Origin of the sequence: Cupriavidus sp. D384 (assembly GCF_001652915.1) — a bacterium.
In the GTDB taxonomy this organism is placed as follows: Bacteria; Pseudomonadota; Gammaproteobacteria; order Burkholderiales; family Burkholderiaceae; genus Cupriavidus.
Genome location: NZ_BBQI01000095.1, coordinates 154,009 through 175,397, shown reverse-complemented (window position 1 = coordinate 175,397; position 21,389 = coordinate 154,009). Strand labels below are relative to the sequence as shown.

Below are 21,389 nucleotides of genomic sequence, written 5' to 3'. Positions count from 1 at the left end.
GGGCCCCAGCTTCGCATGATGGCGCCCCAGGTGCCGCAAGGGGCACTGTTGTAGGACAGCGCCCGGTGGACGCTCGTCAAATCGGCGTGCTACGGTTTCACGCGATGCCTCCCCTACCTCTCATCGAACCCAACACCGCGCTGTTCCTGGACTTCGACGGGACGCTGGCCGACCTTGCGCCGCGCCCCGACCTGGTGCAGGTGGAGCCCGAGCTGGTTGGCACGCTGCGTGCGCTGCACACCTGCCTGGACGGCGCGCTCGCCATCGTCTCGGGACGTCCCGTGGACGAACTCGACTATTTCCTGCAACCGCTGCGTTTGCCGGCGGCCGGCGTGCATGGCGCGGAATTCCGCCATGGCGCCGAAAGCATCGTCCGGCCGCCCGCGCCGGGCATCGGCCCGCTGCTGCCCAGGCTGGAAGCGCTGGTGCTCAAGCATCCAGGGCTGCAGCTGGAGCGCAAGTCGGTGGCCGTCGCCATCCACTACCGCCAGGTGCCGGAGCTGGAGCCGCTGGTGCGCGCCGCCGTGGCCGATGTGCTGCGCGATGCGGTGGGGCTCGACGCGCTGCCCGGCAAGATGGTCATCGAGATCAAGCCGGCCGGCGTGGACAAGGGCGGGGCGATTGCCACATTCATGCGCTCGGCGCCGTTTGCCGGCCGCATGCCGCTGTTTGCCGGCGACGACGTGACCGACGAAGCCGGCTTCACCGTGGTGCGCGAACTGGGCGGCGTCGGCCTGCTGGTGGGCCAGCGCGCCACGGCTGCTTCTGTCAGCGTGGCGGGACCCGCCGTCCTGCGCGACTGGCTGCATCGCTCCGCGCATGCGCTCACCCATCTGATGGCGCGCCGCGAAGAACCGCTCGATCCCCTCTCACCCCCATCGCCTGCAAGGGAGGAACCGTTGTGAGTGAACCTGCCAACCTCAACCCCGCCATTGCCACCGAGGCGCCGGCGGTCAATACGGATTCGGACAGCTCCTGCCGCCAGGCCGATCCGTCGCTGTCGCTCGGCATGATCGGCAACTGCGCGTTCTCGGCGCTGGTCGACGGCCGTGGCCGTATCGTCTGGTGCTGCATGCCGCGCTTCGACGGCGACCCCGTCTTCAATGCGCTGCTCGATACCAGCGAGAACGCCGGCCACTTCAATATCGAGATCGAGGACTTCCAGGAAGCCACGCAGTGGTACGAGCCGAACACGGCCATCCTGCGCACGCGGCTGATCGACCAGCACGGCAGCTGCCTGGAGATCACCGATTTCTGCCCGCGCTTCTTCCGGCTGGGCCGCTACTTCCGCCCCTTGACGCTGGTGCGGCGCATCCGCCCGATCCGGGGCGCGCCACGGGTGCGCGTGACGGTGGCGCCGCGTTTCAACTGGGGCCGCATCAAGCCACAGGTGACGCGCGGCAGCAGCCATGCGCGCTTTGTCGGCGACGACATGACGCTGCGCCTGACCACGGACGCGCCGCTGGCCTACGTGCTGTCGAACACGCCATTCCTGGTCACGCGCGGCTACAACTTCATTCTCGGGCCCGACGAGACGCTCACGCAGGGCGTGGACGACATCGCCCGCGACTTCGAACAGGAAACCACCTCGTATTGGCGTCTCTGGAGCCGCCGGCTGGCCGTGCCGCGCGAATGGCAGGATGCCGTGATCCGCGCCGCCATCACGCTGAAGATGTCGCTCTACGAGGAAACCGGCGCGATCGTGGCCGCAATGACCACCAGCATCCCCGAGGCGCCGGGCAGTGGCCGCAACTGGGACTACCGCTTCTGCTGGCTGCGCGACGCGTTTTTCGTGGTGCGTGCGCTGAACAGCCTGTCGGAGGTGGGCACCATGGAGGATTACCTGCGCTGGCTGTCCAATGTGGTGATGCAGTCGCAGGACGGGCATATCCAGCCTCTCTACGGCATCGGGCTCGAACGCGAACTGCCGGAAAGCATGCTCGATCACCTGGGCGGCTATCGCGGCATGGGTCCCGTGCGCGTGGGCAACCAGGCGCAGGAGCACTTCCAGCACGACGTCTACGGCAACGTGGTGCTGGCCGCCGCGCAGGCCTTTCACGATCACCGGCTGCTCTACCGCGGCGGCCCTGCCGAATTCCGCCGGCTGGAGGATGTGGGCGAGCAGGCCGTGCGCGTGTTCGGCACGCCCGACGCGGGCATGTGGGAGCTGCGTACGCGCGCCCGTATCCACACGTCTTCGGCGCTGATGAGCTGGGTGGCGTGCGACCGCCTGGCGAAGATCGCCGAAAAGCTCGAACAGCCCGCGCGCGCCGCCTACTGGCACGACCATGCCGGCCACATGAAGCAGCGCATCCTGGACGAATCGTGGAACGAGAAGCGCCAGGCGTTTGCCGAGAGCTTTGGCGGCAAGGAGCTTGACGCCAGCGTACTGCTGATGGCCGAGGTCAATTTCATCGATCCCAAGGACCCGCGTTTCGTGTCCACGGTGAAGGCGCTGGAAGAGTCGTTGTGCGACGGGCCGTACATGCGGCGCTACGAGGCGCCCGACGATTTCGGCAAGCCCGAAACGGCATTCAATATCTGCACGTTCTGGCGCATCGACGCGCTGGCGCGCATCGGGCGGCGCGAGGAGGCGCGCGAGATTTTCGAGGCCATGCTGGCCGCGCGCAATCCGCTGGGATTGCTGTCGGAAGACACTCACCCGGTCACCGGAGAGATGTGGGGCAACTTCCCGCAGACCTATTCGATGGTCGGCCTGATCAACGGTGCCATGCGGTTGTCGGCACCCTGGGACACCGTGATCTGAAGAAAGGATTGGCAACAACAACAAGCGATATATGGGCAGACTAGTAGCGGTATCGAACCGGGTCGCGGACCCCCGCAACCACGCGGCGGGCGGGCTGGCCGTGGCGCTTTCCGAAGCGCTCAACAAGACGGGCGGCCTCTGGTTCGGCTGGAGCGGCAAGGTGCTGGAAACCGCGCAGGGCGGCACGCCCGGCGAAGGCGAGATGCACCAGGTGCAGGCGGGCAACGTGACGCTGGCCACCGTGGACCTGTGCCGGGAGGATCATGACGCGTACTACCTGGGCTACAGCAACGGCGTGCTCTGGCCGGTGCTGCACTACCGCGTGGACCTGGCGGACTTCGATGCCGGCGGCAATCTCAATGCCTACCGCCGGGTGAACCAGCTGTTCGCGCGCAAGCTGGCGCCACTGCTGAAGCCCGACGACGTGATCTGGATTCACGACTACCACCTGATCCCGCTGGCGGCTGAACTCCGTGCCATCGGCTGCGGCCAGCGCATCGGGTTCTTCCTGCACGTGCCGCTGCCACCGCCGTTGATCCTGGCCGCCATCCCGCAGCACGAATGGTTGATGCGCGCGCTGTTTGCCTACGACCTGCTCGGCTTCCAGAGCCAGGCCGACCTGGACCATTTCTCGCGCTATGTGCAGGGCGAGGCCGGCGCGGAGCCGATGGGCGAGTACCGCTTCCGCGCATTCCACCGGACGGTGCGCGCGCAGGCGTTCCCGATCGGCATCGATGTTGACGAATTTGCCGAACTCGGACGCGGCGACGAGGCGGTGGAAACCTACGAGATGATGCGCGGCCAGTACGCGCGCCGCCGGCTGCTGCTGGGGATCGACCGGCTCGACTATTCGAAGGGCCTGCCGCAACGGCTCAAGGCGTACCAGACGTTGCTGGCCGAGTACCCCGAAAACCGGTCGAGTGCCACGCTGATCCAGATTGCCGCGCCGTCGCGCGAATCGGTGGATGCCTACGCCGACCTGCGCCGCGAGATGGAGGGCATTACCGGGGCCATCAATGGGGAATACGGCGAGCTGGACTGGATGCCGGTGCGCTATATCCATCGGTCCACCTCGCGCCGGCGGCTGCCGGGCCTGTGCCGCGCCAGTTGCGTGGCGCTGGTCACGCCGTTGCGCGACGGCATGAACCTGGTGGCCAAGGAGTACATTGCCGCGCAGGACCCCGACGATCCGGGCGTGCTGGTGTTGTCGCGCTTTGCCGGTGCCGCCGAGCAGCTGAAGGAAGCGTTGCTGGTGAACCCGTACGACACCCGCGCCACCGCGCAAGCCATCCAGCAGGCGCTGCACATGCCGCTGTCCGAACGCCGCGCCCGCCACCAGAAGCTGCTGGAACGTATCCGGCTGCAGGACGTGCACTGGTGGAGCAGCGAGTACCTGCGGGCGCTGATGGAGACGGAGGGGGGCTGACCGCTTGGTTACCCCGATTGATGTTGCGCCCCTCTCCCATGCAATGAGAGAGGGGAGAAGACTGCCAGTCAGTGAAGATCCTTTGGCAGGTCGATATCCCGGAACGCGCCGTCGTCCTCGGTCAGGATGCGCGTGACCGGCTGCGACTTCAGCAGGGCCCGCGCGCCCTCGTCGCCGTCCAGCTTCAGCAGTTCGTCTTTCCACGCCGCGCCGAATCCCACCGGGTGGCCGCGCTGGCCGTCGCGCCACGGCGCGGCAATGGTGTCGCGCGAGGTGATCGTCAGCGCCACCGCGCGTACCAGTTCCATCGACAGCCACGGCATGTCGGCCAGTGCCACCACCCAGCCGCGCGCATCGGCACAGGCCGCCACGCCCGCGCGCAGTGCCGCGCCCATGCCGGCCTCGGCCTCCGGGGCTTCCACTACCTTGCAGCCGCCGCGACGCAGTTCCTCGGCCAGCTCCGGCATGCCGGGACGCACCACGGCAATCGAGTTGGGCAGCCCGGCCGCCAGTGTGCGCGCGCTGCGCCAGGCCACGGTGCGGCCATCGGGCAGCTTTTCGAGCAGCTTGTTGCGCAGGCCGGCGGGGTCGAAGCGCCGGCCGAAGCCGGCGGCCAGCAGGATGCCGGTGGGCAGGTCGCTCAGGATCAGCGGGGCGCGGGTGGACTTGCTCATGACTGGGCGGCGGGGACGCCGCCGGGCAGGATCGGACACTCGGCTTCGCCGGCCGCGATTTCGCGGGCGGCCTTGGCGCCTTCCACCTGCAGGATGTCAGGCAGCGATACGTGGTTCTTGGCGGCCACCACCTCGGCCAGGATCGAGATCGCGATCTCCGGCGGCGTGCGGCTGCCGATGTAGATGCCCACCGGGCCGTGCAGCCGGGCAAGCTGCAGGTCGGTCAGGTCGAACTCCTTGAGCCGCTCGCGCCGCGCCTGGTTGTTGCGGCGAGATCCCAGCGCACCCACGTAGAACGCAGGCGTGCGCAGCGCTTCCATCAGCGCCAGGTCGTCCAGCTTGGGGTCGTGCGTGAGCGCGATCACCGCGCAGCGCTCGTCGAGCTTCATCGCCTCGACCGTGTCGTCGGGCATCGTGCGCACCATCGTCACGCCGGGAATATCCCACGTCTCGGTGTATTCCTCGCGCGGATCGCAGACGGTGACCTGGAAGCCCAGGCCCACGGCAATCTGGCACAGGTACTTCGACAACTGGCCCGCGCCGATCACCAGCATGCGGTAGCGCGGCCCGTGGATGGTCAGCAGCGTCTGGCCGTCGAACGTCAGGCCGTCGGTTGCCACGGCATGGCCCAGCGTGGCCCGGCCGCTAGCCATGTCCAGCGAGCGTGCCACGAGCCGGCCGCCTTCCACGGCCTGCAGCAGCTCGGCAATGCCGCTGTGCGGCGCCAGCGGTTCGGCCACCAGTTCGATGGTGCCGCCGCATGGCAGGCCAAAGCGATGCGCCTCCTCGGCGCTGATGCCGTACTTCATGGCTTCGGGGCGTGTCGCCTTGATGCCTTCCTTGTGTACGCGATAAATGATGTCGTCCTCGATGCATCCGCCCGAGACCGAGCCGACCACAAGGCCGTCGTCGCGCACCGCCAGCATCGCGCCTTCAGGCCGGGGCGACGAGCCCCATGTCCTGACCACCGTCACCAGCAATACGTTGTGTCCTTCCTGCTGCCACTTCACGCTGCTCTTCAGGACTTCGAGATCCACGCTGTCCATGATCTTTTCCGCTTCTTCGTCTGATCGTCGCCACCGCCTTCGTCGCCGTCTCCGGTGGCCCCGTTGCTCTGGGTGTTGTCGTTGTTGTCACTGTCCGGCGCTTGCGCATCGCCAGGGCTGCCGCCCACGGCCTCTGTGAAGCGCGCGAAAAATGCATCGGCCATCTTGCGCGCGGCGGCATCCACCAGGCGCGAGCCAATCTGCGCGATCTTGCCGCCCACCTGCGCCTGCACCACGTACGTGAGCAGCGTCTCGTCGCCTTCGGGGGCCAGCGTGACCTTGGCGGACCCCTTGCCGAAGCCGGCCGCGCCACCCTGTCCGTCGAACTGGATCGTGTAGCTTTGCGGCGCCTGGATGTCCTGCAGGGCCATGCGTCCCTTGAAGCGCGCCTTGACCGGCCCCACGGCGGCGGTCAGCGCAAGCTGGTAGGCATTTTCGCCATCGGGCTCGATGCTCTCACATCCGGGAATACATTGCTTGAGCAGGGCGATGTCGTTCAGCGCCTCCCATGCCACCTCTTGCGGCACGGGCAGGCGCTGGGTCTGGTTCATTTCCATGGCGGATTTCCTTGTCGGGGGGCGGTTGGTCTGTCCGGTGGCATGGGCGGCGGCCGGCTGGTGTCCGCCAGCAGGGTTTCCAGCGCCAGCAGGCTGTCGAGGTTGTGGGCCGGGCGCAGCGCGTCCACATGCGGCAGGATGGCCTGGATGCCGCGCGCCTGCGGTGCGAAGCCCGCGTAGCGCAGCAGCGGGTTGAGCCACACGATGCGGTGCGCGAAGCGGCGCAGCCGGGCCATCTCCCGTTCCAGCAGGTCGATGTGCTCCAGGTCGATGCCGTCGCTGACGAACAGCACGGTGGCGCGGCCGGACAGCGTGCGACGCGCCCACTGCCGGTTGAAGGCCGCCAGCGCGGCGCCAATGCGGGTGCCGCCGGCCCAGTCGCGCACCTGTTCGGTGATCAGGGTCACGGCATCGTCGGGGTCGCGTTCGCGCAGCGCCCGGGTGACGTTGGTCAGCCGCGTGCCAAACAGGAATACGTGCATGCGCTCGCGCGACTGCATCAGCGCGTGGCAGAAGTACAGCACGGCGCGCGAGTACTGGCTCATCGATCCCGAGATGTCGAGCAGCAGCACCACGGGCGGCTTGCGCTCGGCGTGCTTGCGGTACTTCCAGCGCAGCCATTCTCCATGCTGGCGCACGGCCAGCCGCGCGCTGGCGCGCAGGTCGGCACGGGTGCCGCACATGGCGGCCCGGAGCCGGCGCGTGCGTTGCAGCGCCAGGTGGGCGCGGCGCGTGCGCACCAGATGCTGGAGGGCGCGCCACTCGTCGGCCGAGAGCGTTTCGAAATCGCGGCTCGCGAGTCGCTCGCGGTCGGAAAACGTCAGCGGGGCTGTGAAGCGCTCCTCGCGCATCGGCTGGTCTGGTCTTGCCGCGGCCGGCTGGCGGGCCGCCAGCGCATCGGCCAGGCGGTTGCTGCGCCTGGGCGGGGGCGCCCCGGCATCCACGCGCGGCAGCAGCATCGCGCGCAGCTTGCCTTCCCAGTCGGGGTCGCGCCAGAACAGGTCGAAAGCGGCATCGAACAGCGGCCGCTGGTCGGGACCGGACAGCATCAGCGCGGCCAGCGCGGCACGCACTTCGCTGCGCGCGCCGATATCGATGTGGCGCAGTGCCTCCAGGGCGTCGACGGCATGTGCGGGCGACAGGCCAAAACCGGCATCGCGCAACAGCCGCGTGAAATGGGTGACGTTGCGCGCCAGCATCGGCAATGCGATGGGGCGGGGCGGCATGTCCTGCGGCACGTCCGGCTTCATGTCAGCCCGCCGGCGCGGCGCCGGCCAGCAGTTCCGCGATGGTGGGGCCATCGGCCCGCGCCAGGTCGTCCTGGTACTTGAGCAGCACGCCCAGCGTGTTGCGCACCGATTGCGGATCGAGTTCGGTCACGCCCAGTGCGGCCAGCGCGCGGCACCAGTCGATGGCCTCGGCGATGCCCGGCGCCTTGAACAGGTCGATGCCGCGCAGCCGGTGAATGAAGTCCACCGCCTGCTGCTGCAGCGCCACCGCGGCCTCGGGCGCGCGGGCGGCCACGATCTGCAGCTCCCGGTCGCGGCCAGGGTAGCCCATCCACTGGTACAGGCAGCGGCGCTTGAGCGCGTCATGAACCTCGCGGGTGCGGTTCGACGTGATGACGATCAGCGGTGGCCGCTCGGCGCGGATCACGCCGATTTCGGGAATCGACACCTGGTACTCGGACAGCACTTCGAGCAGGAAGGCCTCGAACGGCTCGTCGGCGCGATCGATCTCGTCGATCAGCAGCACGCGCGGCACATCGGGCCGGGCGGGGTCCGGCAGCAGCGCTTCGAGCAGCGGCCGCTTGAGCAGGTAGTCGTCGTGATAAAGCGATTGCTGCTCTGGCCGCTCGCCGCGTGCTTCGGCCAGCCGCAGCGCCATGATCTGGCGCGGATAGTCCCACTCGTAGAGCGCGCTGGCGGCATCGAGCCCCTCATAGCACTGCAGCCGCAGCAGGCGCGTGCCGAGCATGCCGGCCATGGCCTGCGCCAGCGCCGTCTTGCCCACGCCGGGTTCGCCCTCCAGGAACAGCGGCCGCTGCATGCGCAGGGCCAGGTACAGCACGGTGGCGGTCTCGCGATCGGCAAAATACTGCTGGGCTTCGAGCTGGGTGAGGGTCTGGTCGATGGAAGTCGGGAGCATTGTCACAGCAGCAAGCAAATTAACGAAGCTCGTGGTTGTTTAACGGCCACCGCCGCCAACTGCGCCCAGATGAACGCAGACAGTAGTGTCTTGGCTCCCTCTCCCCTCATGGGGAGAGGGTAGGGGAGAGGGGTGGTACAGCAAGGCGCCACATCGAGCGAAGCCGTCGGTGTGATCCGGCACGGCGGCGCCTGACAGGCCGTGCCTTCTCGCCGGCCCGACTCCCGCAGGCAGGAGTCGGGCGCAGGCACGGGGCAATGCCTATCCCTTCAGTGCCTGTTCCACCGCCCTGGCCGTCAGCACCGGGATCAGGTGCGCGCGGTACTCGGGCGAAGCGTGCAGGTCGCCATTGAGGCCCGACGGATCGACCTTCACCGCACGTGCCGCCGCCACGGTGAAGCTGGCCGTCAGCGCCTGCTCCAGCGCCGGGGCGCGGAACACGCTGTCGGCCGCGCCGGTCACCGCCACGCGTACCGACTGGCCGGTGCGCGACACCATCACGCCCACCAGCGCGAAGCGCGATGCCGGGTTGCGGAACTTGATGTAGGCGGCCCGCTCGGGCACCGGGAACCGCACGGCGGTGATCAGTTCGTCAGGGGCCAGCGCGGTTTCGTAAAGGCCCTTGAAGAAGTTGTCGGCGGCGATGCTGCGGCGGTCGGTGACGACGGTGGCGTTCAGGCCGAGCACGGCCGCCGGGTAGTCGGCGGCCGGATCGTCGTTTGCCAGCGATCCGCCAATCGTGCCCATCGCGCGCACCTGCCGGTCACCGATGCCGAACGCCAGCGCCGCCAGCGCCGGAATGCGGCGCATGACCTCGGCGTTGGCGGCCACGTCGGCGTGGCGTGCGGCGGCGCCGATCACCAGCTCGTCGCCCTGCACCGTGATATCGGCGATGCCCGGAATGCGCGCGATGTCGACCAGGGTCGACGGCGCCGAGAGGCGCAGCTTCATGGCAGCGAGCAGGCTCTGGCCGCCAGCCAGGAACTTGGCGTCGCCATCGGCCTTCAGCTTCGCCACGGCGGAAGCAGCGTCCGTGGCGCGTTCGTACTGGAATGCGTACATGGTCGTCTCCTTCCGTTATGCGGCGCTGCCCTGGGCAGCCTGAATGGCCTGCCACACGCGGTGCGGCGTGGCGGGCATCTGCACGTCGCGCACGCCCAGCGGCGACAGCGCGTCCACCAGCGCGTTGATGAACGCCGGGGGCGACCCGATGGCGCCGGCCTCGCCGCAGCCTTTCACGCCCAGCGGGTTGTGCGTGCAGGGCGTGCCGCTGGCGGTCTCCACCGTGAAATCCGGCAGGTCGCCGGCGCGCGGCATGGCGTAGTCCATATAGGAGCCGGTCAGCAACTGGCCGCTGTCGGGGTCGTAGATGCACTGCTCCAGCATCGCCTGGCCCAGGCCCTGGCCGATGCCGCCGTGGACCTGGCCCTCGACGATCATGGGGTTGATCACGTTGCCGAAATCGTCCACCGCCGTGAACTTGACGACATGCGATTCGCCCGTGTCGGGGTCGACCTCGACCTCGCAGATATAGGCGCCGGACGGATAGGTGAAGTTGGTCGGATCGTAGAACGCGTTCTCGTTCAGGCCCGGTTCGAGCTTGTCGAGCGGATAGTTGTGCGGCACGTAGGCGGTCAGCGCCACCTCGCCGAACGTCTTGGTGCGATCGGTGCCGGCCACGCGGAACACGCCGTCCTGGAACTCGATGTCGGCATCGGACGCTTCCAGCAGGTGTGCGGCAATCTTCTTGGCCTTGGCCTCGATCTTGTCCAGCGCCTTCATGATGGCCGATCCGCCCACGGCCAGCGAGCGCGAGCCGTAGGTGCCCATGCCGAACGGCACGCGCCCGGTGTCGCCATGCACGATTTCCACGGCGTCCATGGCAATGCCGAGCCGGTCGGCCACGATCTGCGCGAACGTGGTTTCGTGGCCCTGTCCGTGGCTGTGCGATCCGGTGAAGACGGTCACGGTGCCGGTGGGATGCACGCGGATCTCGCCCACTTCGAACAGGCCCGCGCGGGCGCCCAGCGCCCCGGCGATGTTCGACGGCGCCAGGCCGCAGGCCTCGATGTAGCACGAGTAGCCAAGCCCGCGCAGCTTGCCGCGCTGCTTCGCGGCGTCGCGCCGCGCCGGGAAGCCGGCCACGTCGGCCAGTTCCTCGGCCCGCGCCAGACAGGGCTCGTAGTCGCCGGTGTCGTAGGTCAGGCCCACGGGCGTGGCGTACGGGAAGCTGCGGATGAAGTTCTTGCGGCGCAGCGTGGCGGGGTCGGTGCCGGTTTCGTGCGCGGCGGCCTCGACCAGGCGTTCCACCACATAGGTGGCCTCGGGCCGGCCCGCGCCGCGATAGGCATCGACGGGCGATGTGTTGGTGAACACGGCCTGCACTTCGGCGTAGATGGCCGGGGTGGCGTACTGGCCGGCGAGCAGCGTGGCGTAGAGGATCGTTGGCACGCTGCTGGCGAAGGTGGACAGGTACGCGCCCATGTTGGCGACCGTATGTACTCGCATTGCCAGGAATTTGCCGTCGGCATCGAGCGCCAGTTCGGCCTTGGTCACGTGGTCGCGGCCGTGCGCGTCGGTCAGGAACGACTCCGACCGTTCGGCCGTCCACTTGACCGGGCGGCCGATCTTCTTCGATGCCCAGGTCAGCGCCACGTCCTCGGGGTAGAGGAAGATCTTCGAGCCGAAACCGCCGCCCACGTCCGGCGCGATGATGCGCAGGCGCGATTCGGGCAGCCCCAGCACGAAGGCGCCCATCAGCAGGCGTTCCACGTGCGGGTTCTGGTTCGCCACGTAGACCGTGTAGCTGTCGTCCTGGCGGGTGTAGCTGGCGTTGACGGCGCGCGGCTCGATGGCGTTCGGGATCAGCCGGTTGTTGACGATTTCCAGCGTGGTCACGTGGGCGGCCTTTGCGAATGCCGCGTCGGTGGCGGCCTTGTCGCCGTGGCCCCAGGTGTAGCAGGTGTTGGCCGGCACGTCGTCGTGGACCAGCGTGGACGCTGCCGCGGCATCGGCCGGGCTGACCACGGCGGGCAATTCGTCGTAGTCGACCACGACCTTTTCGGCCGCATCGCGTGCCTGCTGCAGCGTTTCGGCGATGACCAGCGCCACCTGGTCGCCCACATGGCGGACCTTGCCGTGGGCCAGGGCGGGGTGGGGCGGCTCCTTCATCGGCGAGCCATCAATGCTGTGGATCAGCCAGCCGCAGGGCAGGCCGCCCACCTTGTCGCCGGCCATGTCGTCGCCGGTCAGCACGGCGATCACGCCGGGCGAGGCCAGTGCTTCGGCCGTATCGATGGAGCGGATGTGGGCATGCGCGTGCGGCGAGCGCACGAAGTAGCCGTAGCTCTGGTGCGGCAGCGTGACGTCGTCGGTGTACTGGCCATTGCCGGTCAGGAAGCGGTAATCCTCCTTGCGGCGCACGGGCGTGCCGATGAACGGGTGCTTTTCGGGTGCGTTCATGACGGGCCTCCCTTATTCGGCGCTGACCGTGGCGCGGTCGCCCTGCATGGCGGCCTGCCCTTGCTGCACCGCACGCACGATGTTGTGGTAGCCGGTACAGCGGCACAGGTTGCCTTCGAGCTGCTCGCGGATGGCCTGGGCATCGGCGTGGGGCTGCTGCTCGAGCAGCGAGGTGGCTGCCATCACCATGCCCGGCGTGCAGAAGCCGCACTGCAGCCCATGGCATTCGCGGAACGCCTGCTGCATCGGATGCATCTCGCCGTTGGCCGCCAAGCCTTCGATGGTGGTCACGCTGGCCCCGTCCGCCTGGACTGCCAGCATGTTGCAGGACTTCACGGCGCGGCCGTCCAGATGGACGGTGCAGGCGCCGCACTGGGCGGTGTCGCAGCCCACGTGGGTGCCGGTCAGGCGAAGCTGCTCGCGCAGGAACTGGACCAGAAGGGTATTAGGTTCGACCTGCGCGTCAACGGGCTTGCCGTTGACCGTCAGGCGGATCGGAATCGCCATGCTTGTCTCCATGTGGGGTGGTGCGCGCATGGCCAGCTCCGCCGATCCCCGAATGTAGACTGCGCGGGACGGGCCACGACGCGGTACTGCCGCTTGGTTGAGACGGCTATTTCGTGATATTGGTGCTGCCGGGTTTGCCCGGTCTTGCGGCGGAATGAACGATCCGCCGCCTCAGGCTCTAAAAGTAAATCACAAAACCTTCGGTGCTGCCATGCGGGTTCCCCTGCCCTGAGCGGCCTGTCCAACGTCCCCACGCATGGAAGCCTTCATTGACTGGCTGTTCGAGACCGTAGCCCTGCCCAAGGTGGGGCTGCCGGCCATTTTCGTGGTCAGCCTGGTGTCGGCCACGCTGCTGCCGCTGGGTTCGGAGCCGGCCGTGTTCGGCTATATCAAGCTCAACCCGCACATGTTCTGGCCCGCGATCCTGGTGGCGACGGTTGGCAACACGCTGGGCGGCGCCATCGACTGGTGGCTCGGATACGCGGCCAAGCTGGCGGTGGTGCGCTACCGCCAACGGCGCCAGGAGCACGAGCACGAGCGCGAACACGCCGAGCACCGGACGCACCCGCGCAAGCGGCACAAGCCCAGGCTGGACGCCAAATACTTCCGATGGATGCGCCGTCATGGCCCGCCCACGATGCTGTTTTCGTGGTTGCCCGGCATTGGTGACCCACTGTGCACTTTGGCCGGCTGGCTGCGGATGCCGTTCTGGCAAAGCCTGTTCTATATGGCGATCGGCAAGTTCCTGCGCTACCTGGCGATGACCGCCAGCCTGCTCTGGATCCCCGATTCCTTCTGGCACGGCGTGGGCGAGGCGATCCGGCAGTGGTTCTGACCGGCCTTGCGGCGACAGCCCGGAAATGCCCGAAATGCTTGAAATTGCATGCAATCCATGCTGATCCCGGACATTTTCAGGGGTTATTCCCCAAAACGGCCTTGCTGCGGTGCGGCGAAACTGGGCGTTGAAGTACAATCGCCCTTTAATGACGAAAATCGCGCACCGTCCCCGTGCGCAGCTTCGAAGCGGTCCCGCCCATGAACGCCCCACTCGTGCTCGATGCCAAGCTCGCCACGCAGGACGCCCCGCCGCGCCTGCGTGAGATCCCCTATAACTACACGTCGTTTTCGGATCGCGAGATTGTCATCCGTCTGCTGGGCGAAGAAGCCTGGCGCATTCTCGACGAACTGCGCGGCGAACGCCGTACCGGCCGTTCGGCCCGCATGCTCTACGAGGTGCTGGGCGATATCTGGGTGGTCCGCCGCAATCCCTACCTGCAGGACGACCTGCTCGAGAACCCCAAGCGCCGCCAGATGCTGGTCAGCGCGCTGCACCACCGCCTGAACGAGATCGAGAAGCGCCGCGCCGCCGACCGTGCCGAGCACGCCGAGCCCGCCGCCGAAGACCGTTCGCACCGTGTGGAGCAGCTGGTCGCGTTCGCCAAGCAGGCGATCGAATCGTTCAAGCATGAATTTGCCGATGCCTATGCGCTGCGCAAGCGCACCCAGCGCGTGCTGGGCAAGGTGACGCAGAAGGACAACATCAAGTTCGACGGCCTGTCGCGCGTGTCGCACGTGACCGACGCCACCGACTGGCGCGTGGAATACCCGTTCGTGGTGCTGACCCCGGACACCGAGGACGAGATCGCCGGGCTGGTCAAGGGCTGCTTCGAGCTGGGCCTGACCATCATCCCGCGCGGGGGCGGCACCGGCTACACCGGCGGCGCCGTGCCGCTGACGCCGTTCTCGGCCGTCATCAACACCGAGAAGCTGGAACAGCTGGACGCGGTCGAGATGACCGACCTGCCCAATGTGCCGCACAAGGTGGCGACGATCTTCTCGGGCGCCGGCGTGGTGACGCGCCGCGTGGCCGACGCCGCCGACAAGGCCGGCCTGGTGTTCGCGGTGGACCCGACGTCGATCGATGCATCGTGCATCGGCGGCAACGTGGCGATGAACGCGGGCGGCAAGAAGGCCGTGCTGTGGGGCACGGCGCTGGACAACCTGGCGTGGTGGCGCATGGTCGATCCCGAGGGCAACTGGCTCGAGATCACCCGCATGGACCACAACCTGGGCAAGATCCATGACGTGCCGGTGGCCACGTTCGAACTGAAGTGGTCGGACGGCAACCGCCGCCCGGGCGAGAAGGTCCTGCGCACCGAGACGCTGGCCATCGAGGGCCGCAAGTTCCGCAAGGAAGGTCTGGGCAAGGACGTCACCGACAAGTTCCTGGCCGGCCTGCCCGGCGTGCAGAAGGAAGGCTGCGACGGCATCATCACCAGCGCGCGCTGGATCCTGCACCGCATGCCGAAGCATATCCGCACGGTGTGCCTGGAGTTCTTCGGCCAGCCGCGCGACGCCATTCCCAGCATCGTCGAGATCAAGGATTTCCTCGATGCGGAGTCGAAGCGCGAGGGCGGCGCCATCCTGGCCGGCCTGGAGCATCTGGACGAACGCTACCTGCGCGCGGTGGGCTACGCCACCAAGAGCAAGCGCAACGCCTTCCCGAAGATGGTGCTGATCGGCGATATCGTCGGTGACGACGAAGACGCCGTGGCGCGCGCCACCTCGGAAGTGATCCGCATGGCCAACGGCAAGAGCGGCGAAGGCTTTATCGCCGTGAGCCCCGAGGCCCGCAAGAAGTTCTGGCTCGATCGCTCGCGCACGGCCGCCATCGCGCGCCACACCAACGCCTTCAAGATCAACGAGGACGTGGTGATTCCGCTGCCCCGCATGGGCGAGTACACGGACGGCATCGAGCGCATCAACATCGAACTGTCGACCAAGAACAAGCTCAAGCTGGTGGACGAGCTGGAAGCGTTCTTCGCGCGCGGCAACCTGCCGCTGGGCCGCAGCGACGATGCCAACGAGATTCCGAGCGCCGAGCTGCTGGAAGACCGCGTGCAGCATGCGCTGACGCTGCTGCGCGAGATCCGCGCGCGCTGGCGCTACCTGCAGGACCATCTCGATACGCCGCTGCAGTCGGCCCGCGCGTCGCTGATCGGCCACGGCCTGGGCCTGCTGGGCCCGGCCTTCGAGCAGCGCCTGCAGAGCCAGCCTGACGCCACGGTATTCCACCTGATGCAGGATCGCACGATCCGCGTGAGCTGGAAGACAGAGATCCGCGCCGAACTGCGCAAGATCTTCAACGGCGGCGAGTTCAAGCCGATCCTGGACGAGGCCCAGAAGATTCACAAGCAGGTGCTGCGCGGCCGCGTGTTCGTGGCGCTGCACATGCACGCCGGCGATGGCAACGTCCACACGAACCTGCCCGTCAACTCGGACGACTACGACATGCTGCAGGACGCGCACCGCGCGGTGGCCCGCATCATGGACCTGGCGCGTTCGCTGGACGGCGTGATTTCGGGCGAGCACGGCATCGGCATCACCAAGCTCGAATTCCTGACCGAGGACGAGATCGGCGAATTCCGCGAGTACAAGCAGCGCGTGGACCCGCAGGGCCGGTTCAACAAGGGCAAGCTGCTGCCGGGCGCCGACCTGCGCAACGCGTACACGCCGTCGTTCGGCCTGATGGGGCATGAGTCCATCATCATGCAGCAGAGCGACATCGGCGCCATTGCCGACAGCGTCAAGGACTGCCTGCGCTGCGGCAAGTGCAAGCCCGTGTGCGCCACGCACGTGCCGCGCGCCAACCTGCTGTACAGCCCGCGCAACAAGATCCTGGCGACGTCGCTGCTGGTGGAGGCGTTCCTGTACGAGGAACAGACGCGCCGCGGCGTGTCGATCAAGCACTGGGACGAGTTCTCGGACGTGGCCGACCATTGCACGGTGTGCCACAAGTGCGTGACGCCGTGCCCGGTCAAGATCGACTTCGGCGACGTGTCGATGAACATGCGCAACCTGCTGCGCAAGATGGGCCAGAAGAAGTTCAACCCGGGCACCGCCGCGTCGATGTTCTTCCTGAACGCGACCAACCCGCAGACGATCAACATGACCCGCGCGGCCATGATCGGCTGGGGCTACAAGGCGCAGCGCCTGGGCAACGAGGTGCTCAAGAAGTTCGCGAAGAAGCAGACCCAGCATCCGCCCGCCACGGTTGGCAAGCCGCCGGTGCAGGAGCAGGTGATCCACTTCATCAACAAGAAGATGCCGGGCAACCTGCCCAAGAAGACGGCGCGCGCGCTGCTCGATATCGAAGACAACGAGATCGTGCCGATCATCCGCAACCCGAAGACGACCACGGCCGAGACCGAAGCCGTGTTCTACTTCCCGGGCTGCGGGTCCGAGCGTCTGTTCTCGCAGGTGGGGCTGGCCACGCAGGCCATGCTCTGGCACGTGGGCGTGCAGACGGTGCTGCCACCGGGTTACCTGTGCTGCGGCTATCCGCAGCGCGGCGCCGGCCAGTACGACCGCGCCGAGAAGATGGTCAGCGACAACCGCGTGCTGTTCCATCGCGTGGCGAATACGCTGAACTACCTCGACATCAAGACCGTGGTGGTCAGCTGCGGCACCTGCTACGACCAGCTGGCCGGGTATGAATTCGACAAGATCTTCCCGGGCTGCCGCATCATCGACATCCACGAGTACCTGCTCGAAAAGGGTGTGAAGCTGGAAGGCGTGACCGGTACGCGCTACATGTACCACGATCCCTGCCACACCCCGATCAAGACGATGGATCCGACCAAACTGGTGAACGACCTGATGGGCGGCAACCAGGGCGGCGGCAAGATCGAGAAGAACGAGCGCTGCTGCGGGGAATCTGGCACGCTGGCCGTGACGCGTCCGGATGTGTCGACGCAGATCCGTTTCCGCAAGGAAGAGGAAATGCGCAAGGGCGCCGACAAGCTGCGCACCGACGACTTCAACGGCGACGTCAAGATCCTGACCAGCTGCCCGTCGTGCCTGCAGGGCCTGTCGCGCTACAACGAGGATGCGTCGGTCACGGCCGACTACATCGTCGTGGAAATGGCGAAGCACCTGCTGGGCGAGAACTGGATGCCCGAGTACGTGGCCCGCGCCAACGCCGGTGGCATCGAGCGCGTGCTGGTGTAAGCCATCGCCATGACCCGGGTTGCCAACTGCCCCCTCTGCGAAGCCGACGGCGGCGAACTGCTCTGGATGGGCGACCGCGCGCGCGTGATCCTGGTCGAGCATGACCGGTTTCCGGGATTCTGTCGCGTGGTCTGGAACGACCATGCGGCAGAGCTGACCGACCTGGACGACGCCGACCAGGCCTGGCTGATGCGGCTGGTGGCGCGCGTCGAGCGCTTGGTGCGCGAAGTCATGGCGCCGGACAAGGTCAACCTGGCCGCGTTCGGCAACATGGTGCCGCACCTGCACTGGCACATCATTCCGCGCTACCGCTGGGATACCCATTTCCCGGAAGCCGTCTGGGCCGCGCCGCAACGGGCCGCCGACGCGGCGCGCATCGCCGAACTGGGCAGCCGGTTGCCGGCGTTGCGCACGGCACTTTCGGTGCTGGCCGATTCGGACTGAGCAGACGGAGGCTGGCCGGCAACCGGCCGGCCGACCGTCATCCATCGCATCCGCTGCAATTCTTCCCGTCCCCTTGTAAAGTGCCGTAGCAGTCTGGTACGGAACCCGCCCGCATGGCGGTGCGTCTGACTCCGGTCGAACAACAACATGCCCGCCGGCCATTCGCGGCGGGCCAACCGCTGGCGCCATGTCATCCACACCGTCGTCCGTTATCGTGCCCGGTCCTGCCGTACCCGCCGAGGCCCTCAAGAACCAGAGCCGGCTGCGCCTGGCGGCCACCTGGGCCCTGATCAAGCCGTACTGGGGTTCGGAAGACCGCAAGGCCGGCCTGGGGCTGCTCACGCTGGTCGTGGCGCTGAATCTCGGCATCGTCTATATCAACGTGCTGCTCAACGAGTGGAACCGTGTGTTCTACAACGCCATCGAGCAGCGCGATTTCGTCTCGTTCAAGGCCCTGCTGCTGCGTTTTTCGTGGATCGCCGCCTGCTTCATCGTGCTGGCGATCTCGCGCCAGTACTACCAGATGATGCTGCAGATGCGCTGGCGCACGTGGATGACCGGCACCTTCATGCAGCGCTGGCTTGGGCACCAGGCGTACTACCGCATCGAGCAGACCCATTCGACCGACAACCCCGACCAGCGGCTGGCCGATGACCTGCGCCAGTTCACCGACGGCGCGCTGACGCTGTCCATGGGCCTGCTCAATTCGGCGGTGACGCTGGTGTCGTTCATCGGCATCCTGTGGGTGGTGTCCGGTCCGATCACGCTGGCGCTGGGCGGCACCGACCTGACGATCCCCGGCTATATGGTCTGGTTTGCCATCGGCTACGCGGTGGTGGGCTCGCTGATTGCCCACTTCGTGGGGCGGCCGCTGATCGGCCTGTCGTTCCAGCAGGAACAGTACGAGGCCAACTTCCGTTTCATGCTGGTGCGACTGCGCGAAAACAGCGAACCGGTGGCGCTGTATCGCGGCGAGCCGACCGAGCAGGCGGGCCTGCGGGCGCGTTTCGAGCGGATCCGGGCGAACTGGAACCAGCTCATGCGCTACACGCGGCGCCTGACCTTCGTGAACTCCGGCTACGGCCAGTTCGCGATCATCTTCCCGCTGCTGGTGGCCGCGCCGCGCTACTTCTCGGGCAAGCTCACGCTGGGCGGCCTGATGCAGATCAATTCGGCGTTCGGCCAGGTGCAGGGCGCGCTGTCGTGGTTTGTCGACAGCTATTCGACGCTGGTGGGCTGGAAGGCCGCCGCCAACCGTCTGATCGATTTCCAGGACGCCATGCGCGTGGCCGAGCGCCAGGACCTGACGCATGAAGGCCCGGGCGATATCGAGGTGGTGCAGTCCGCCAACCCGTCCGAGGGCGATATCTCGGTCAGCGGGCTGGCCCTGGCGCTGCCGGTGCGCGGCGGGCTCGATGTTGACGCGGAAGGGGTCGATCCCGACAGCCATCCGGGCCAGCGTCCGCTGGTGGCGCCGTTCTCGCTGTCGATCGCGCCGGGCGAACGCTGGCTGGTGCATGGCCCGTCAGGCTGCGGCAAGAGCGTGCTGTTCCGCGCGCTGGCCGGCATCTGGCCGTATGGCAGCGGGCGCATCACGGTGCCGCACCGCCGCATGCTGTTCCTGCCGCAGCGCAGCTATCTGCCGATTGGCACGCTGGCCGACGCGCTGTCGTATCCCGACGCCGGCAACAGCCATTCGCGCGAGACGCTGGCGGCCGTGCTGCGCAAGGCGCGGCTGGGCATGCTGACAAAGCACCTGGACGTATTCGACAACTGGTCGCTGCGGCTGTCGCCCGGCGAGCAGCAGCGCCTGGCCTTTGCCCGGGCCCTGCTGCAGAAGCCCGACTACCTGTTCCTGGACGAGGCCACCAGCGCGCTGGACGAGGAAACCGAGCGGGCGATGTACCAGCTGATGGTGGACGAACTGCCCGGCGCCGCCATCGTCAGCATCGCGCACCGCAGCACCGTGGCCGCCTTCCACGGCCGGCGCCTGCGCTACGTGCCAGTGGCGCGGGGCGGCGACGAAAGCGGCGGCGGCCCGCGGGATGGGCAAGGCGAGGGGGGTGGAGTAAGCTATCGGGTCGTACAAGACGCATGACGGCGCCGCTGTAACGGCCCACCGGGCCGGCGCGGGCGCCGCGACACTACATCATGGCTGGCCTGGACAAAGATACTCCCCACCCTACCGCGCTGACGGTCCACACGCAGTCGCGCGTCCTGGAAATCGGCTTCGACAATGGCCGCACCTGGCGGCTGCCGTTCGAGCTGCTGCGCGTATACTCGCCTTCCGCCGAAGTCCAGGGCCACGGCCCTGGCCAGGAAACGCTGCAGACCGGCAAGCGCCACGTGGGCATCGCCGCGGTGGAGCCGGTTGGCAACTACGCGATCCAGATCCGTTTCGACGATGGTCACGACACGGGCATCTACACGTGGGAACTGCTGTATCGCCTGGGCGATCAGCAGGACACGCTGTGGGACGGCTACCTGAAGCGGCTGGAAGCCGCCGGGCTGGACCGCGATGCGCCGATGCCGGCGGCCGGCGGCCACGCGTGCGGCCATCATCACTGAATCAAGTACCTGGAGTCTGAGAATGAGCGAAACCCACTTCGGGTTCGACAAGGTCGACGAATCGGAAAAGGCCGGCAAGGTTGCCGGCGTGTTCCACTCGGTGGCCAGCAAATACGATGTGATGAACGACCTGATGTCCGGTGGCATGCACCGCGTCTGGAAGATGTTCACGATCGCCCAGGCCAATGTGCGGCCGGGCCACAAGGTGCTGGACATCGCCGGCGGGACGGGCGACCTTTCCAAGGCCTTCGCGAAACAGGCCGGCCCGAAGGGCGAAGTCTGGCTGACGGACATCAACGAGTCGATGCTGCGCGTGGGGCGCGACCGCCTGCTGGACAAGGGCATCGTCACGCCGGTGGCCCTGTGCGACGCCGAGAAGATCCCGTTCCCGGACAATTACTTCGACCTGGTGACGGTGGCCTTCGGCCTGCGCAACATGACGCACAAGGACCGCGCCCTGGCCGAGATGCGCCGCGTGGTCAAGCCGGGCGGCAAGGTGATGGTGCTGGAGTTCTCCAAGGTCTGGAAGCCGCTCGAGAAAATCTACGACGTCTATTCTTTCAAGGTGCTCCCCTGGCTGGGCGAACGCGTGGCTGGGGATGCCCCGAGCTATCGCTATCTCGCAGAATCGATCAGAATGCATCCAGACCAGGGTTCACTTGTACGCTTGATGGAACAAGTTGGGCTCGAACAAGTCGAATACTTCAACCTGACGGCCGGAGTCGTGGCGCTCCACGTCGGGAGAAAGTACTAATTCGCCATGTTCGGCCGCTAATGGCC

Annotated in this window: 17 protein-coding genes; 9 read left to right on the top strand and 8 right to left on the bottom strand. The window is 67.3% G+C overall.

Going from position 1 to position 21,389, the window contains the following annotated elements; all coding sequences use genetic code 11:
• Positions 1 to 104: 104 nt before the first annotated feature.
• Genes otsB through A9J21_RS23320 form a run of 3 tightly spaced genes read left to right on the top strand, consistent with a single transcriptional unit; the run spans position 105 to position 4,193 of the window.
• Positions 105 to 905: a trehalose-phosphatase gene (otsB, locus tag A9J21_RS23330; protein WP_066739539.1), complete on the top strand. Its 801-nt coding sequence runs from the start codon at positions 105 to 107 to the stop codon at positions 903 to 905.
• Positions 902 to 2,767 carry a glycoside hydrolase family 15 protein gene (locus A9J21_RS23325; RefSeq protein WP_404851410.1) on the top strand — a complete coding sequence of 622 codons (1,866 nt, stop codon included), beginning with the start codon at positions 902 to 904 and terminating at the stop codon, positions 2,765 to 2,767. Before otsB ends, A9J21_RS23325 begins: the two co-directional genes overlap by 4 nt.
• 31 nt (positions 2,768 to 2,798) lie before the next feature.
• Positions 2,799 to 4,193, top strand: a complete 1,395-nt coding sequence (locus A9J21_RS23320) for a trehalose-6-phosphate synthase (RefSeq protein ID WP_066739538.1) — start codon at positions 2,799 to 2,801, stop codon at positions 4,191 to 4,193.
• Positions 4,194 to 4,261: 68 nt separating this feature from the next.
• Here A9J21_RS23320 and A9J21_RS23315 read toward each other — a convergent pair whose 3' ends face one another.
• The 8 genes from A9J21_RS23315 to A9J21_RS23280 all read right to left on the bottom strand — a co-directional run bounded on the left by A9J21_RS23315 (position 4,262) and on the right by A9J21_RS23280 (position 12,587).
• Positions 4,262 to 4,867: an NTP transferase domain-containing protein gene (locus A9J21_RS23315; RefSeq protein ID WP_066739537.1), complete on the bottom strand. Its 606-nt coding sequence runs from the start codon at positions 4,865 to 4,867 to the stop codon at positions 4,262 to 4,264.
• Positions 4,864 to 5,913, bottom strand: coding sequence for an XdhC family protein (locus A9J21_RS23310; protein ID WP_066739536.1), 1,050 nt, complete (start codon positions 5,911 to 5,913; stop codon positions 4,864 to 4,866). The genes A9J21_RS23315 and A9J21_RS23310 overlap by 4 nt, the downstream gene beginning before the upstream one ends.
• Entirely contained in the window at positions 5,886 to 6,470 is a 585-nt protein-coding gene (locus tag A9J21_RS23305) for a CoxG family protein (protein ID WP_066739535.1), read from the bottom strand. The genes A9J21_RS23310 and A9J21_RS23305 overlap by 28 nt, the downstream gene beginning before the upstream one ends.
• Entirely contained in the window at positions 6,461 to 7,720 is a 1,260-nt protein-coding gene (locus tag A9J21_RS23300) for a VWA domain-containing protein (protein WP_082926572.1), read from the bottom strand. Before A9J21_RS23300 ends, A9J21_RS23305 begins: the two co-directional genes overlap by 10 nt.
• 1 nt (position 7,721) lies before the next feature.
• Positions 7,722 to 8,618: a MoxR family ATPase gene (locus A9J21_RS23295; protein WP_066739534.1), complete on the bottom strand. Its 897-nt coding sequence runs from the start codon at positions 8,616 to 8,618 to the stop codon at positions 7,722 to 7,724.
• Positions 8,619 to 8,879: 261 nt separating this feature from the next.
• On the bottom strand, positions 8,880 to 9,680 hold the full coding sequence (locus A9J21_RS23290; RefSeq protein WP_066739533.1) for a xanthine dehydrogenase family protein subunit M: 801 nt from the start codon (positions 9,678 to 9,680) through the stop codon (positions 8,880 to 8,882).
• Between the two features lie 15 nt (positions 9,681 to 9,695).
• Positions 9,696 to 12,080: a xanthine dehydrogenase family protein molybdopterin-binding subunit gene (locus A9J21_RS23285; RefSeq protein WP_066739532.1), complete on the bottom strand. Its 2,385-nt coding sequence runs from the start codon at positions 12,078 to 12,080 to the stop codon at positions 9,696 to 9,698.
• A 12-nt stretch (positions 12,081 to 12,092) separates the two neighbouring features.
• A complete protein-coding gene (locus A9J21_RS23280; RefSeq protein ID WP_066739620.1) occupies positions 12,093 to 12,587 on the bottom strand; it encodes a (2Fe-2S)-binding protein in 495 nt (164 codons plus the stop codon).
• Between the two features lie 256 nt (positions 12,588 to 12,843).
• Between A9J21_RS23280 and A9J21_RS23275 the strand changes: the two genes are divergently transcribed.
• From A9J21_RS23275 to ubiE, 6 genes are all read left to right on the top strand, one after another.
• Complete coding sequence (locus A9J21_RS23275; RefSeq protein ID WP_066739531.1) at positions 12,844 to 13,422, top strand: YqaA family protein; 579 nt, start codon at positions 12,844 to 12,846, stop codon at positions 13,420 to 13,422.
• A gap of 200 nt (positions 13,423 to 13,622) precedes the next feature.
• Positions 13,623 to 17,597 (top strand): FAD/FMN-binding oxidoreductase, encoded by a 3,975-nt coding sequence (locus tag A9J21_RS23270; RefSeq protein ID WP_066739530.1) that lies wholly within the window; start codon positions 13,623 to 13,625, stop codon positions 17,595 to 17,597.
• A gap of 9 nt (positions 17,598 to 17,606) precedes the next feature.
• On the top strand, positions 17,607 to 18,041 hold the full coding sequence (locus tag A9J21_RS23265; protein ID WP_066739529.1) for an HIT family protein: 435 nt from the start codon (positions 17,607 to 17,609) through the stop codon (positions 18,039 to 18,041).
• A gap of 187 nt (positions 18,042 to 18,228) precedes the next feature.
• Positions 18,229 to 20,139, top strand: coding sequence for an ABC transporter ATP-binding protein/permease (locus tag A9J21_RS23260; RefSeq protein WP_066739528.1), 1,911 nt, complete (start codon positions 18,229 to 18,231; stop codon positions 20,137 to 20,139).
• A 53-nt stretch (positions 20,140 to 20,192) separates the two neighbouring features.
• Positions 20,193 to 20,609 carry a gamma-butyrobetaine hydroxylase-like domain-containing protein gene (locus A9J21_RS23255; RefSeq protein WP_066739527.1) on the top strand — a complete coding sequence of 139 codons (417 nt, stop codon included), beginning with the start codon at positions 20,193 to 20,195 and terminating at the stop codon, positions 20,607 to 20,609.
• Positions 20,610 to 20,631: 22 nt separating this feature from the next.
• Positions 20,632 to 21,363 (top strand): bifunctional demethylmenaquinone methyltransferase/2-methoxy-6-polyprenyl-1,4-benzoquinol methylase UbiE, encoded by a 732-nt coding sequence (gene ubiE, locus A9J21_RS23250; RefSeq protein ID WP_066739526.1) that lies wholly within the window; start codon positions 20,632 to 20,634, stop codon positions 21,361 to 21,363.
• Positions 21,364 to 21,389 lie beyond the last annotated feature (26 nt).

Excerpts from the sequence above, each read along its gene's own strand:
- A9J21_RS23305 (WP_066739535.1), bottom strand. The coding sequence starts at position 6,470 with ATGGAAATGAACCAGACCCAGCGCCTGCCCGTGCCGCAAGAGGTGGCA.
- A9J21_RS23275 (WP_066739531.1), top strand. The coding sequence starts at position 12,844 with ATGGAAGCCTTCATTGACTGGCTGTTCGAGACCGTAGCCCTGCCCAAG.
- A9J21_RS23300 (WP_082926572.1), bottom strand. The coding sequence starts at position 7,720 with ATGAAGCCGGACGTGCCGCAGGACATGCCGCCCCGCCCCATCGCATTG.
- A9J21_RS23270 (WP_066739530.1), top strand. The coding sequence starts at position 13,623 with ATGAACGCCCCACTCGTGCTCGATGCCAAGCTCGCCACGCAGGACGCC.
- A9J21_RS23285 (WP_066739532.1), bottom strand. The coding sequence starts at position 12,080 with ATGAACGCACCCGAAAAGCACCCGTTCATCGGCACGCCCGTGCGCCGC.
- A9J21_RS23260 (WP_066739528.1), top strand. The coding sequence starts at position 18,229 with ATGTCATCCACACCGTCGTCCGTTATCGTGCCCGGTCCTGCCGTACCC.
- otsB (WP_066739539.1), top strand. The coding sequence starts at position 105 with ATGCCTCCCCTACCTCTCATCGAACCCAACACCGCGCTGTTCCTGGAC.
- A9J21_RS23320 (WP_066739538.1), top strand. The coding sequence starts at position 2,799 with ATGGGCAGACTAGTAGCGGTATCGAACCGGGTCGCGGACCCCCGCAAC.
- A9J21_RS23280 (WP_066739620.1), bottom strand. The coding sequence starts at position 12,587 with ATGGCGATTCCGATCCGCCTGACGGTCAACGGCAAGCCCGTTGACGCG.
- A9J21_RS23290 (WP_066739533.1), bottom strand. The coding sequence starts at position 9,680 with ATGTACGCATTCCAGTACGAACGCGCCACGGACGCTGCTTCCGCCGTG.
- A9J21_RS23310 (WP_066739536.1), bottom strand. The coding sequence starts at position 5,913 with ATGGACAGCGTGGATCTCGAAGTCCTGAAGAGCAGCGTGAAGTGGCAG.
- ubiE (WP_066739526.1), top strand. The coding sequence starts at position 20,632 with ATGAGCGAAACCCACTTCGGGTTCGACAAGGTCGACGAATCGGAAAAG.
- A9J21_RS23315 (WP_066739537.1), bottom strand. The coding sequence starts at position 4,867 with ATGAGCAAGTCCACCCGCGCCCCGCTGATCCTGAGCGACCTGCCCACC.
- A9J21_RS23255 (WP_066739527.1), top strand. The coding sequence starts at position 20,193 with ATGGCTGGCCTGGACAAAGATACTCCCCACCCTACCGCGCTGACGGTC.
- A9J21_RS23295 (WP_066739534.1), bottom strand. The coding sequence starts at position 8,618 with ATGCTCCCGACTTCCATCGACCAGACCCTCACCCAGCTCGAAGCCCAG.
- A9J21_RS23265 (WP_066739529.1), top strand. The coding sequence starts at position 17,607 with ATGACCCGGGTTGCCAACTGCCCCCTCTGCGAAGCCGACGGCGGCGAA.